This is a genomic window from Massilia rhizosphaerae (assembly GCF_016093545.1).
Taxonomy (GTDB): Bacteria; Pseudomonadota; Gammaproteobacteria; order Burkholderiales; family Burkholderiaceae_D; genus Telluria; species Telluria rhizosphaerae.
This window is the reverse complement of record NZ_JADKYX010000010.1, coordinates 1-13045: the sequence shown is the minus strand read 5'-3', so window position 1 is coordinate 13045 and position 13045 is coordinate 1. Positions and strand designations below refer to the sequence as shown.

Genomic DNA, 13045 nt, shown 5'->3' with positions numbered 1-13045 from the left:
GTGGAAAAAAACAGACGGTTTCGCGGATTTTACGTTTGTGTGTGTTCGCTCATGGATTTGTGTCGCCAGGCGGTGTAATCTGATCTTTTACCCAGCTGCAATTTAAATTGCGCGGGTGGAATCGGATGCCGGGGAAAGCCATTCGTGTCGCGGGTTTCTCCGGCTCCATACTATGATTGGCTATTCAGATCACATGAGAGGACTTCCATGAGCAAAGTTGCAGGATTCCGCGTTTCCCGTCTGGAGGAACACAAGCAGCGCGCCCGCCGCGTGCGCATCGGCGTGATGCTCGTGCTGTGCGCGCTGCCCGTCGCGATGGTGCTGGCCTGACGTCACGACTCCGGCACGTGGATCCGCGCCTTGACGTGCTTGAGGTTCGCCACGATGGTGAACGTCATGATGACCAGGAGCGACCACGCACTCCACTTGCTGACGTGGACCGCCGACCAGGCCCCCAACTGGTTCGGATAACGCCATAACCCCCAGAACGTGCCGAGGTTCTCCGCCAGCCAGATGAAGAACCCGGTCAGCACGAATCCAAGCAATAACGGCATGCGCCGCTCGCGGTCCAGCGGGCGGAAGCTGACGGTCGTGCGCGCGTACAGGCCGAGCGCAACGGCCGCCAGATACCAGCGCGCGTCGCCCAGCGCGTGGTGCGTGAAGAAATTCACATAGATCAGGCCCGCCACCAGCGCCGCCATCCAGTGCGGCGGATGATGACGCACGCGCAGGTCGAGCAGGCGCCACGCCTGGATGATGTAGCTGCCGACGGCCGCGTACATGAAGCCCGAGAACAGCGGCACGCCGAGCACCTTCGTATAGGCGAAGTCGGGATAACTCCAGGAGTGCACGGCGCCGGACGTCTTGAACGCCTCCAGCGCGAACCCGAGCGCGTGGAACAGGCAGATCGCCTTCAATTCGTCGCGCGTCTCCAGGCCGCTCGCCAGCATCCAGGCCTGGATCGCCAGCGCCGCCACCAGCAGCACGTCGTAGCGCGGCACGCCCAGCAGGCCCGCGCGCGGCACCAGCAACACGCACGCGAAGAACAGGCCGGCGAACAGGCAAGCGCGCGCTTCCTTGATCCCGAACCAGAGGAATTCGACGGCGCCGCGGCGCCAGCCTTCGACGCGGCGCGCGCGGCCGTCCGTCAGCAGCGCGTCGAATGCCGTGAGCGTAGGCAGGAGGCGGCGCGGGTCGGGCGAGGTCGGCGCGGTCATGGGATCCCCGTCAGTAGCAGTCGGCGCCGTCGGCCGTGATGCAGATCGACGCGCTGCGCTTGCGCTCGACGTAGTCCGGGCTCGCGACGCTGGCGTCGTCCGCGGGACACGTGCTGCCGATGTTGCACGCGGTGGCCGTGAGCTGGAAGATGTTCTTCATCAGCGCGTCGCCGTTGGACTTCTGGCCTTCGCCGTACGTCAGCATGCCGCAGGTGAGCGCGACGCGGTAGCCGGTGTCCGCGCTGAAGTCCGGCGGGTTGTCCAGCGCCGTGCAGGTGGCCCCCGGCGTCTTGAGGCGGTAGAACGCCCATTCCAGGCCGGCGCGCGCCGCCTGGTTGGCGCGGGCGCCCAGCACCGCCTGGTCGACGGTGGCCTGCGCCGTGCCGGACAGGCGCAGCGCCGCGAGCGCGAACCCCGCCAGCACGACGAGGAACACGATCGCCGCGATGTAGGCGAAACCGCCGGCGCGCCGCGTGCTCATGGCGCGTTCTCCACGTGCGCGCCCATCGTCAGCCGGGCCGCTTCGCCGCCCTCCGCGAGGCCCAGGCGCAGCTGCAGGTAGCCGCTCTGCTGCGTGGCGCCTTCGTTTTCGTGGTACAGGATGTTGCAATCGCTGACCTTGGTGACGAGGATGGCCGGCCCCGTCGGGCAGGTCGTCGACGGCGCGATGCCGGGCGCGTACCCCGTGACGCGGTAGATGGTGCCGGTGCCCGTGCCGTTGGCGTCCGTGCCCGGATTCGTGCACGTGTAGGTCACGGCCGGTTCGCTCTGCGGCACGACGACGAAACGGCCGCCGTCGTAGCCGGCCGGGAAGGTCGTCGCGGTCTTCAGGGTGATCGTGTGCGTGGCGACGCCCGCCGTCGGCCCGGCGATCGTATCGATGATCCCGACCTTCGCCGCGTCGTAGGCATCGTCGCGGTTGACGTTGCCGACGACGACCAGGTCGCCCTGCGCGTCGGACCCGTCGAGGTCGGTCAGCACGTCGAACGACGTCGTGGCCGCGCCGGGGACCAGCGGCTTGCCCGATCCGGTGCGCGTGTCGATGTCGGTGCGGAAGCGGCCGCCGTCCTTGGTCGGCACGAACTCGATGCACTCGGACTGCTGCTGCAGATCCCGCGTGTAGCGCAGCGAATTCGGCACGGCCGCGTGCACTTCCGCGACGATGCGGCGCAGCGCGGCGTCGGCCTGGCTCGTGAGATTGGCGCGCTGGCGGATCGCGAGATACGACTGCATGGCCGGCCGCAGCTGCAGCACGAGCACGCCCGCGATGACGCCGACGATGACCATCACGACGATCAGTTCGACGAGGGTGAAGCCGCGCTGGCGGGTCATGATGGGTTGGTCCTCCAGCCGGTCAGCACGATGGGTTGCGGGTAGCTCGGGTTGGACCCCGTGATGGCGACCGTGACGGTCACGCGCAGGGCGTCCTTGCTGGCGATGCCGGCGAACGCGGTGTTCTGGACGCTGACGGCCACCGTGTAGCCCTCCAGTCCCGGGATCGGATTGCCCTCGACGTCGCGGATGCCGGTCAAGCCTTGGCCGTAGCCGTCGTAGTCGCTCACGTTGTCGAAATTGATGCGGGCGCCGCCGGCCGCGTTGCCCGGCGCGTCGTTGGCCGGGTCCGGCGGCGCGAAGGGCTTCATCAAAATCTCTTCCATCATGTTGTCGGCGACGGCCTGCATCTGCTGGACGATCACGGGGTCGACGCTGGACCGCGTCGTGGCCGTGTACACGGCGACCATGCCCGCCAGCGCCACGCCCACGATGACGAGGGCGACGATCAGTTCGACCAGCGTGACGCCGGCGCTGCGCGCGAATCTATTCGACATAGCCGGTCGATCCTTCCACGTGGATGGTGCGGAACGTCGTCGCTTGCCCGTCCACGGTGCCGGTGATGGCGACGGTGCCGCCCGCGACGACGGCCGTGCCCGCGGCGTCGGTCGTGATGCGGCCGTCCGGCTGGAAGTACAGCGTCGCCGTCGTGACGGCGAGGACGCTGTCCGTCGTCGCGAATGCGTCGTCGGCGAGACCGGTAAGCGGCATGCCGGCGCTGCCGCAGTCCTTCAGGCGCACGATCACCGCCTTCGGTCCGACGCTCGCGCACACGGTGCGGCGGTGGCCCGCCGCGATCTTCTGCGCCTGGCGCAGGCCGCTGACGACCTGGTCGCCGAACACGGCGGCCTCCATGGTCTTGTCGCCCATCAGGCGCGGAATGCCGATCGCCGCCAGCACGCCGATGAGGATCATGACCACCACCAGCTCGACCATCGTGAAGCCGGACGCGCGGGGAGAGACCGTCATTTGAACACCTCGCGCATGTGGATGATGCGCTTGGTCTCGGGCGCGTAGACGCCGAACGTGGCGAGCGCCGACGGATCCACGGCGCCGGCGGCCGTGCAGGACGGATCGTCGCTGCGCAGGAACGGCAGGCCGGCGGGGCTCGTTGCCGGCGTCATCGCCTGCTTGGCGGCGTAGCACGAGGTGTTGGCGGCGTCGCTGCCCAGGTCGAGCGCGAACGGGAAGCTGCCGCGGCCGGACTTCGCGGGGGGCGTGAGGCTGAGCGTCGCGGTGCCGTTCGCGAACGCCGTGATGTCGCTTGTGATCTTGTCCTTCGTGGTGCCGGTCGAAAAGGCGCCGGTCGAAATGGCGCCGGCGGGGATGGTCGTCGTCGAATCCTCGGCGTTCAGTACCCAGGTCTGGCCCGTGTAGTACTCGAGCGAGACGGGAATCTTGAGCAGCGTGTCGGCGCTGCCGAAGCGGCTCGGCAGGCGCACGCGGCCGCTGCGGATCATCAGGATCGGCTCGGCGCCGACATCGGAAGGAATCGTTGCGGAGCTGGCCGGGTGCGGGAGGGACGGCAGTTCCGACACGCGCACGCGCAGGCGGGTCTGGGCCGTGCGACTCTTGGCGAACGTGAAGCTGCCGGTCCACGTCGCGACGCCGGGCGCCGCGCCGTTGGCGCCGAAGTCCAGCGCGCGGATCTGCGCCGTGCCGGTGAGGTCCGAAGCCGGATAACCCGTCGAGCGGCTGAATTTGCCGCTGACGCCCACGAGCGCGTCGTGCACCGGGTCCATGGCGGTGAACGTCAGGTCGTGCGCGTAGCTGCCCGTGTAGTTCTGCGTCACGCCGTTCTGCTGGTTGCGCGCCGTGACCGTCAGCGTGATCGCGGGTTCGCCGGAATAATATTGCAGCGACGTGCCGGCCGTGGTGGACGCCTTGCGCTGCCAGGCCGGGTCGACGTCGACCGTGAAGAAGGCGGGGCTGAACGGGCCGGCGGCGCCCGAGCAGTCGGGCGCCATCGTGTTGGTCGTCGCGCCCAGCGGCGCCATTTTGCTGTCGAGATAACTCCCGCTCTGCAGGCTGGCCACGAGATCGATGGTGCCCGTTTCGTTCCAGGTCGCGTCGAAGGTCTCGACGCCGCCGTCGATCTGCGCCGAGGTGTGAATCTGGCCGTTGCCGGTGTTCGGTTTGCAGGCGGCGGCGTCCAGTTTGACGCTTTCGCCCGGCGACTCGCGGCCGAAATTGGGCGTCGGGTTGTTGCTCGCGTTCAGGGCCGTGACCGTCGGCTTGAATACCTGTCCGGCCACGTAGGGCCCGCCCGGCAGCGCGATCTGGAATTTGGCGGGGACGAATACCGGCGTGACGCTGGCCGTGCCGGGACTGCCGGCGCCGGTGTCGTTGATCGTCACCGTCACCTTGCCGGCATCGGCGTACTGCAGCGGCAGCGTGGCCACGCCGTCCCCGTTGAATGCCAACGCGATCGACGGGCCGCCGCCGTCGCACGCCGATCCGGTCGCCTGGCCGCGCAGGACGACGTTGTTCAGGCGCACGGGCGCAGTGCCGGTCGACGGGTTGGAATAGGCGCACGAAAACGTCGCACTGCGCTGCACGTTCTTGAACAAGGGCACGCAGCTGCCGTTGTTCGACTGCTGCTGGGCCGTGATCGTGAGCGTTTGCGGGGTGTCCGACGTGTAGCCGCCGGCCGTGCCGAGGCTCAGCGTGTAGGCGGCGCTCTTCACGTCGACCTGGCAATTGGCGCCCGGCGCGGCGTCGCCGCTGCGCCAGCACGTGGTCGGGTTGACCGTCGTGGCGCCCGTCAGCCCGAGCGTATTGATGCCGGTCTGCGGCCAGGCCACGCTCGCCTGGACGGAACCGGACGCGGGAATCGCCACCGCCTGGCCGGTCGGCGCGAGAACGACGTCGGCGCCGCCGCCGTACGTGCTGGTGCAGGCGGCGTTGGCGCACGCGGTGATCGTCACGGTGGACGGCGTGCACACGCTGCCGGTCCGGTCGTAGCCGATGACGAAATGGTCCAGCGCGACCGCGTTGCCCTGGCAGTGCGGCCCGTAGGCCGTGTTGACGTCGTAGCCGCTGTTGTTCGTCACGCAGTCGCAGCGGCCGGCGGCGGTGCCGGCGCTGCAGGTGATGGTCTGCGTGACCCGTCCGTGCCAGTTGAAGACGCCGCTGTCGATCGTCGCGTTGCCGTAGATGGTGGCGTCCGACGAATCGAGGGTCAGCGTGCCCGCCGTGACGTCGCCGGTGACGGTGTCGGACGAACCCAGTTGCAGCGACGTCGTCGCGGTGACGTTGCCGGTGACGGTCGAACCGGACGCGAGGAGGCTGACGACGGGCGCCGTCACATTGCCCGTGACGGCGCTGCCCGATGCGAGCGTGAACGACTTCGTGGCGACGATGTTCCCGTTCAGCGTGACGGGAGAGCCGGTCGTCACCGTCGCGCCGCTGATGGGGCCGTTGATCGTCGCGTGCGAGGCGACGGTGACGGTGCCGGTGGCCGCGACGCTGCCCGTCAGGCTGAGCCTCGAGCCCGTGCCGAGGTTGGCCGTGACCGCCTGGACATCGGCCGTCAGCGTCTGGTTCTGGGCGCCGACGCTGAACGTGGCGCCCGCGACCAGCGTGCCGCCCGCGATCTTCAGGTTGTTCGTGGCGATGCCGCCGATGTTCAGATTGCCCGTGCTGGCCAGGACCGCCGTGCCGCTCATCGTCAGGCCGTGGTTGTAGCCGAAATTGACGTCCGACGTGATTTTCACCGTATAGCCGCTGGCGATGACCATCGCGTCGTCCCCTTCCGGCAGCGGCAGGCTCGCGCACGTGTACGTGGCGCCCGCCAGCGTGCAGGATCCGACGGCGCCGCCGTTGAACGTGTACGTCGTGCCGGCCCACGCGCGGCCGCCTGCCGCGAACAGCATCAGGGCAAGCAGCAGGGACGGGAGGTGGCGCAGGAACATGGCCGTCAGATTATATCTTGACGGAACAGACATTTCGCTAAATCAAGAGTGTACGCGTGCGGCGCGCCACAGCCGGTTTGACGCCGACCGGCCGGGCTGCGCATAATCGGCCGGTTTGTCCGTTTAACAAGCGCATCCGCTGCCGCGGCCGGACGTATTGACGCAATCCTCCACCAGTTCACGATGCATCCGACCGTCCTCCACCTCGCCCTCGTCGCCGCCTTGTTCCCGCCCGCCGCCGTCTACGCACAAACTGCTCCCGCGACCGACGCCCAGCCCGTGGCCAAGGCCAAGGACAAGGACGAGACCATCCAGCGCGTGGAAGTGAAGGGCGCCGCCGGCTATGACCCGCGCCGCGACGTCACGGCGAGCAAGACCGTGCTGTCGGCCGCGGAGATTCGCAAATACGGCGACGACAATATCTTCGACGTGCTGAAACGGGCGCCGGGCGTCACCGTGACGGACAAGACGATCCGCATGCGGGGCCTGGGCGCCGGCTACACGCAGATCCTCGTTAACGGCGACCGTCCGCCGCCGGGCTTTTCGCTGGACGCGCTGACGCCGGACCAGATCGAGCGCATCGAGGTGATCCGCGCCGCCAGCGCCGAGTATTCGATGCAGGCCATCGCGGGCACGATCAACATCGTGCTGCGCAAGGTGGTGGCCAAGCCGCAGCGCGACCTGCGCCTGAACGCGTCGCGCTCGCCGCTGCAGCGGAGCAGCACCGTCGGCGGCACGTGGGGCGGGAAGACGGGCGGTCTGTCGTACTTCCTGAACGGGACGGCGTTCGGCGGTCACAACGCGTTTTATTCGCGCACGGACGACCGCTTCACGCGGCCCGACGGCACCGTGGCGCAACAGCGGCTGGCGAACTACCGGGGCGGGGGCGCCTACCGCGGCATCGTCCTGTTCCCGCGCCTGAACTGGAAGATCGACGACGCCAACGAACTGAATTTGTCGGCCGGCTTGCAGGCCAGCAGCCACGCGTGGTCGGGCGCCTCGCACAACGACATCCGCGTGGGGTCGTTCGGCGATCCGGACTGGGTCGACATGCCGGGCCGGACGTCGGGCGACCAGTGGATGATGCGGGCGGAAGCCGGCTGGATCGCCAAGGTCGGCGGCGGCAAGCTCGACCTGAGCCTGTCGGGCGAGCGCAGCCGCGACGACAACGACAACGTCACGGATTATTTTTCGGCCAGCCGGACGCACCACCTCGCGCGGGATTGGGATACCGTGTATCGCCCGCGCCGGACGTCGTTCCGCGCCAAGTTCACGCGCTCGCTGTTCGACGGCCACGCGCTCGCGACGGGCATCGACGCGAGCCGCCAGCGCAACGACGACACGCTCGATCGCCGCGACCGGCAGGACGACGGGCCCGCGACCCGCGTCGTCGAGGGTTATCAACCGCAAGTCGTGCGGCTGGCCGGGTTCGTGCAGGACGAGTGGAACGTCACGAAGCAGTGGTCGATGTACGTCGGCGGACGCTGGGAAGGCGTGCGCACGGACAGCGCCGCGACGGGCATGGCGGCGACGGCGTCGCGCGGCCACGTGCTGAGCCCCGTCGCCCAGACGCTGTACAAATTCCCCAACAAGAGCGGGCGCCAGTTGCGCCTCGCGCTCACGCGCACGTTCAAGGCGCCGACCGTCGGCCAACTGACGGCGCGCCGCTACCTGGCGGCGTTGAACACGCGCTTCTCGCCCGATTCCAGCGGCAATCCGGCGTTGCGGCCGGAACTGGCGAACGGCATCGACGTCGCGTTCGAGCAATTCTGGGCGGACGGCGCGATGGTGTCCGTCAGCGGCGCGCAGCGCTTGATCAGCGACACGATCCGCACGCGCCTGGACCAGGGCCCGGACGGCCGCTGGATCTACCGCCCGCTGAACGACGGCCGCGCGCGCGTGCATTCGCTGGAGGCCGAGCTCAAGCTGCCGCTGCGCATGGTGAGCAAGGCGGCGGACGGCTATGACGTGCACGCCAGCGTCACCCGGAACTGGTCCGCCGTGTCGACGGTGCCCGGCCCCGACAACCGCCTGGACGGGCAAACGCCGATGTCGGCCAACGCCGGCCTCGACTACCGCAAGGACAAGCTGAGCTTCGGCGCCAGCATGGCCTACCGGGAGGGCGGCTGGGTGCGCATCTCGGACGCGCAGCGCCGGCGCCAGCCTACGCGGCGCGACGTCGACGCCTACGCCGCGTGGAAGCTGGACGCGCACGTGCAGCTGCGCTTCACGCTCAACAACATCCTCGGCATGGACAATGCGTCGGACAGCGCGTACGAGGATGGAAGCGGCCTGGCGCGCCAATCCAGCTGGCAGCAGGGCGCCACGCGGGTCGGCGTGAACGTCGAGCTGAAGATGTGATGCGGAAATAACTGTTCCAGCCGTTACGGTTTGGAACAAATTCGAAACGTACCGATGTCGTGCGGCGTTTAGCATTGCCGTATGAACTTTACTTTTTCGTCATCGGAGCACGGGACCTGTGTCGTCAAGCTGTGGGCGACGGGCCGTTACGGGTTTTCCCTGCCGAAGAAAGTGGACATCACGACACCGTCGGGCGCGTCGTGTACTTTTCTGTATTTCAATAAGAAGCTGAGCCTCAAGGCGGAGCCGGGCAACCGGATGATCGTCCGCATCGCCATCGGCGCCTTCCTGGCGGGCGTGCCGGCGGGCGGCGGCGCGGTCGAGATCGAGCCGGACATGCCGCCCTACGCGGGCAAGCTGACACCGGTACGCATCGACACGCCGCGCGCACCGATGCGGGTGCGGCCGGGAAAGCGGCATGCCCGCACCCGGCTCGACGCCGAGTGCGGGGCGGCCTGACGGCCCGGACACGCGCCGCGCGGCCGGCGCTTACAATGCATGGACGACGGGCCTGTCACAAAACGGGCCTTTCACCCGTCTCATGGATATGGATACCCCGACCGCCACCGCACCCGATACCTTCCTCCGCCTGCGTCCGCGCCTGTTCGGCATCGCCTACCGCATGCTCGGCATCCGGGCGGACGCCGAGGACATCGTCCAGGAAGCCTGGCTGCGCTGGCAGAACGGCGGCAGCGCGGAGGCGCGCATACCGGAAGCCTGGCTCGTCACGGTGGTCACGCGGCTGTCGATCGACCGCCTGCGCGGCGCGCTGACGGAACGCGAGCACTACGTCGGCCCGTGGCTCCCGGAGCCGCTGGTGGAAGAGGCCGTCGACTCGCCCGAACGCGCGCTGGAAGCGGCCGGCGACATCTCGACGGCCTTCCTGCTGATGCTGGAACGGCTGGCGCCCGAGGAACGCGCCGTGTTCCTGCTGCACCAGGTGTTCGATTTCGACTACGCCGAGGTCGCCGCGATGGTGGGCAAGACGGAGGCCGCCTGCCGCAAGGTGCTGCAACGGGCCCGCGAGCGCGTGCGCGCGGAGCGTCCCCGCTTCGCCGTCAACCGCGAACTGCACCTGGAATTGCTGGGCCGCTTCGTGCAGGCGTCGCGCTCCGGCGATCCGGCCCAGGTGCAGGCGCTGCTGGCGCTCGACGCGACCTACACGGGCGACGGCGGCGGCAAGGTCAAGACGACCGTCAAGCGGGTGGCCGGCGCCGACCGCGTCGGCCGCCTCGTGGCCGGCATCGAGCGCAAGTGGTCCGGCATCGACAACCGCCACGACGTCATCACCGTCAACGGCATGCCGGGTCTATTGACGTGGCGCAATGGTGCGCCCGATGCGATCACGTCGATCCACATCGAGGAGGGCCGCATCGCCGCGATCTACGTCGTGCGCAATCCGGACAAGCTGGGCAGCCTGGACCATTTGCGGCCACGAATCCTGTCCTAATCGTCAATAATTTGTCCCTGCGCAACATATTTTCCTGATAACACGCAGATCGGGGCCGCGCCGCCAAAAAAAACCGTCGTGTGGACCGATGCATGTCTCAAACACAGGTATGCTGGAGGCCGGCGCGAAGCGATCCGTGGTCAATCATCTTGAAGGCGTGTAACACATGGCGGGGCATCTTCCTTTGTACAAGAATCATGTCTTGTTCTTGTCGCACAGCTTTTTCATCAAGGATAACCAGGCCGAACTCCTGCTGCACGCCCACAAATACGACTTCCACATCCGCTTTTTCCACGAACTGAGCGAATTCGTGGATGCCGTCGAGCGCGACCACGGCGACAGCCTCTACCTGATCGATCTGGACGCGCTGTACAACATGCAGTCCGACATGCACGCCAAGCGCAAGACGCTGCTGCTGGGCGAATTGCTGCAGCGCCTGCCGGCGGACCACCGCTACGTCTACCTGCAAAGCGTGCGCCAGGGCAGCCGGTTCATCCTGCAGCAGCGTCTCGTCGACAGCAATTGTCTTGCTTTCGCAGAAAAGCCGATCGCCAACGACGTCCTCGTCGACAAGCTGTTCAACCTGTTCGTCCAGCAGAAACGCGCCGATCTCGTGCGCGTGGCCATGCTGGGCGCGCCGCCGGGCTGGGACGAGGCGGCGCTGCTGGCGCAGCGGATGGAAATCCTCTACCACACCGACCCGCAGACCTTGCACCTGCGCGTCAAGGAGTCGCAGCCGGACATCGTGCTGATCACCGACGTGGAATTCGAGCGGACGGAAGCCGTCGTGCGCGTGCTCAAGCGGAATATCGAAGCGGATCCCGTGCGCGAGATCATCCTCCTGCAACGGGGCACCGATCCGGCACTGGCCCGGCGCGCGCTCGACAGCGGATTCGACGCGCAGTTCGACATGGACGACCCGGACCTGCTGGCCCGGCGCTTGCTGAACCGCGCCGACAAGATCCGCATCAGCCGCGACCTCATCGGCAAGGACCGCGCGACGGGCCTCTTGAACAAGGTCGGCCTGCAGCAAAAGGCTCAGGCCTTGATCTGCCGCGCCGCCCTGGAAGGCAAGCCCTTGTGCCTGGGCGTCATCGACATCGACAAGTTCAAGACCATCAACGACACCTGGGGCCATTATTTCGGCGACATCGTCATCAAGCGCCTGTCGCTGACCCTGGCGGCGCGCCTGGAAGAGGGCGATCTGCTGAGCCGCTTCGGCGGCGAGGAATTCGTCGTCGTGTTCTGGGATTGCACGCTGGAGCAGGGCTGGCGCCGCCTGGATGCGATGCGCGCCGCGTTCGGCGCGAACCCGTTCGAGGTCGCGCCGGGCGACGTGCGCCACTTCTCGTTCAGCGGCGGCCTGGCCGCGTATCCCGCCTACCGCAGCGAGAACGAATTGTTCCTGCGGGCCGACGCCATGCTGTACGAAGCGAAGGAAGGCGGACGCAACCAGATCCGTCCGCTGCCGCAGCGCATCGCCCAAACGGGCTGATGTGATCAACCGTGAAATGAATCGGGGCGGGGCGCGTCGCACGCGCAACACTTATGCTGTGAAGCCTGCGGAATTTCTCTACGGGAAGTATCATACGGTCTCCCGAAATTCAACGAAGCAGGAGTCAACACCTTATGGCAGGCCAAGAAGTCACATTCGACGACGTTGCGCGCGCGGCCGAGAGTTTGCAGCAGGATGGGGAAGCGGTCACCATCGAGACGGTGCAGGACTTCCTCGGCGAGGGTTCGCCGAACGCGATCTTCAAGCACCTGGCCGCATGGCGCGCGGCGAACGTCAAGCCGCCGGCCCCGCCTAAGGCCGAACTGCCGCAGGAATTGCTGGCCGGCCTGGCCGACTGGGCGCTGCAGTTCGCGCAACAGGCCGGCGCCGGCGACCGTGAGGCCTTGGCCCGCAACGAGGCGGACATCGAAGCCCTGCGCGAAGCGGGCGAGGCGCTCGAGGGCGAGCGCGATTCGCTGCTCGACGAAGTGGCGAACATCACGGCCGCGTCGGAAGAGGCGATCGCCGAGCGCGACGAAACCATCGAGCGTCTGAACGCGGAATTGAAGAATGCGCGCCAGGTCGCGATGGACGCCCTCGTCAGCAAGGCGAAGGACCAGCTGGCCATCGACGGCAAGGAACAGCAGTTGACGCAGCTGCGCCAGGAACTGGAGCGCAAGGTGGCCGACATGGCGGCCGAATCGGACGCGCGCCTGCGCGCCGAAATGGAGCTGGTGGGCGCCACGACGGCCCGCGACAGCCTGGCCGCCGAGCTGGAAGACCTGCGCGCGAAGCTGGACAAGTCGACGGCGGAGCGCAGCAAGCTGCGGGCCGAGTTGACCGACTTGAAAGCCAAGAAGTAGGGTGGGCTCCCCGAGCCCACCAAAAGGATGCGTTCCGTGAACGCATGGTGGGCACGGGGTTGTATGGCACAGAGACATGGGTGACACATGTCTAGAGACATAGGTGACACATGTCTAGTCATTTTACAGCTCGATTCGTAGATCGATTTCGCTAATTTTCCGGTTACAGAAGATGACGTGAAAGATCCCATCGGTGTCGCTCGGCCGGACAGCGACGGGTTCCCCCACCAGACCTTCGCCAACGAACAACTGCCGTCCCGAAAAGCTGATGCATCCGCTGCCAAGGACCTTTCTGACTTCGTCACCTGTGTCGTATTCAATAGCGGGCAGTTGTTCGGGATACGGTCTTGCGCTGGCTGCGTAGCGAGAGGAAGGCGGCTTCTGACCTAAAGCTTGGTGCGGTCGAACCAAGT

At 67.3% G+C, this 13045-nt stretch carries 12 protein-coding genes and 1 pseudogene; 6 read left to right on the top strand and 7 right to left on the bottom strand.

The window, feature by feature from the left end; translation table 11 throughout:
- Positions 1-207 precede the first annotated feature (207 nt).
- Positions 208-330 carry a hypothetical protein gene (locus ISF28_RS30915; protein WP_267876959.1) on the top strand — a complete coding sequence of 41 codons (123 nt, stop codon included), beginning with the start codon at positions 208-210 and terminating at the stop codon, positions 328-330.
- 2 nt (positions 331-332) lie between these two features.
- Here ISF28_RS30915 and ISF28_RS15755 read toward each other — a convergent pair whose 3' ends face one another.
- From ISF28_RS15755 to ISF28_RS15730, 6 genes are read right to left on the bottom strand one after another with little or no spacing between them, the layout of a single operon-like run.
- The gene (locus tag ISF28_RS15755; protein ID WP_198118124.1) at positions 333-1217 is read right to left on the bottom strand and encodes a DUF817 domain-containing protein; all 885 of its coding nucleotides are present in this window, start codon (positions 1215-1217) and stop codon (positions 333-335) included.
- Positions 1218-1227: 10 nt separating this feature from the next.
- Positions 1228-1698 carry an MSHA biogenesis protein MshP gene (locus tag ISF28_RS15750; RefSeq protein ID WP_198118123.1) on the bottom strand — a complete coding sequence of 157 codons (471 nt, stop codon included), beginning with the start codon at positions 1696-1698 and terminating at the stop codon, positions 1228-1230.
- Entirely contained in the window at positions 1695-2549 is an 855-nt protein-coding gene (locus ISF28_RS15745; protein WP_198118122.1) for a prepilin-type N-terminal cleavage/methylation domain-containing protein, read from the bottom strand. Before ISF28_RS15745 ends, ISF28_RS15750 begins: the two co-directional genes overlap by 4 nt.
- Complete coding sequence (locus ISF28_RS15740; RefSeq protein WP_198118121.1) at positions 2546-3046, bottom strand: prepilin-type N-terminal cleavage/methylation domain-containing protein; 501 nt, start codon at positions 3044-3046, stop codon at positions 2546-2548. The genes ISF28_RS15745 and ISF28_RS15740 overlap by 4 nt, the downstream gene beginning before the upstream one ends.
- Complete coding sequence (locus ISF28_RS15735) at positions 3036-3518, bottom strand: prepilin-type N-terminal cleavage/methylation domain-containing protein (protein ID WP_198118120.1); 483 nt, start codon at positions 3516-3518, stop codon at positions 3036-3038. The genes ISF28_RS15740 and ISF28_RS15735 overlap by 11 nt, the downstream gene beginning before the upstream one ends.
- Positions 3515-6463 (bottom strand): polymer-forming cytoskeletal protein, encoded by a 2949-nt coding sequence (locus ISF28_RS15730; protein WP_198118119.1) that lies wholly within the window; start codon positions 6461-6463, stop codon positions 3515-3517. The genes ISF28_RS15735 and ISF28_RS15730 overlap by 4 nt, the downstream gene beginning before the upstream one ends.
- Before the next feature lie 183 nt (positions 6464-6646).
- Between ISF28_RS15730 and ISF28_RS15725 the strand changes: the two genes are divergently transcribed.
- The 5 genes from ISF28_RS15725 to ISF28_RS15705 all read left to right on the top strand — a co-directional run bounded on the left by ISF28_RS15725 (position 6647) and on the right by ISF28_RS15705 (position 12632).
- Entirely contained in the window at positions 6647-8824 is a 2178-nt protein-coding gene (locus ISF28_RS15725) for a TonB-dependent receptor plug domain-containing protein (protein WP_198118118.1), read from the top strand.
- Between the two features lie 81 nt (positions 8825-8905).
- Positions 8906-9283 carry a hypothetical protein gene (locus ISF28_RS15720; RefSeq protein ID WP_198118117.1) on the top strand — a complete coding sequence of 126 codons (378 nt, stop codon included), beginning with the start codon at positions 8906-8908 and terminating at the stop codon, positions 9281-9283.
- 88 nt (positions 9284-9371) lie between these two features.
- Positions 9372-10274, top strand: a complete 903-nt coding sequence (gene sigJ, locus ISF28_RS15715; RefSeq protein WP_198118116.1) for an RNA polymerase sigma factor SigJ — start codon at positions 9372-9374, stop codon at positions 10272-10274.
- A gap of 202 nt (positions 10275-10476) precedes the next feature.
- A complete protein-coding gene (locus ISF28_RS15710) occupies positions 10477-11769 on the top strand; it encodes a GGDEF domain-containing protein (protein WP_229519120.1) in 1293 nt (430 codons plus the stop codon).
- A gap of 134 nt (positions 11770-11903) precedes the next feature.
- A complete protein-coding gene (locus tag ISF28_RS15705; protein ID WP_198118114.1) occupies positions 11904-12632 on the top strand; it encodes a DNA-binding protein in 729 nt (242 codons plus the stop codon).
- Positions 12633-12755: 123 nt separating this feature from the next.
- Here ISF28_RS15705 and ISF28_RS30555 read toward each other — a convergent pair.
- A pseudogene (locus tag ISF28_RS30555) lies at positions 12756-13045 on the bottom strand (IS481 family transposase); the annotation flags it as partial.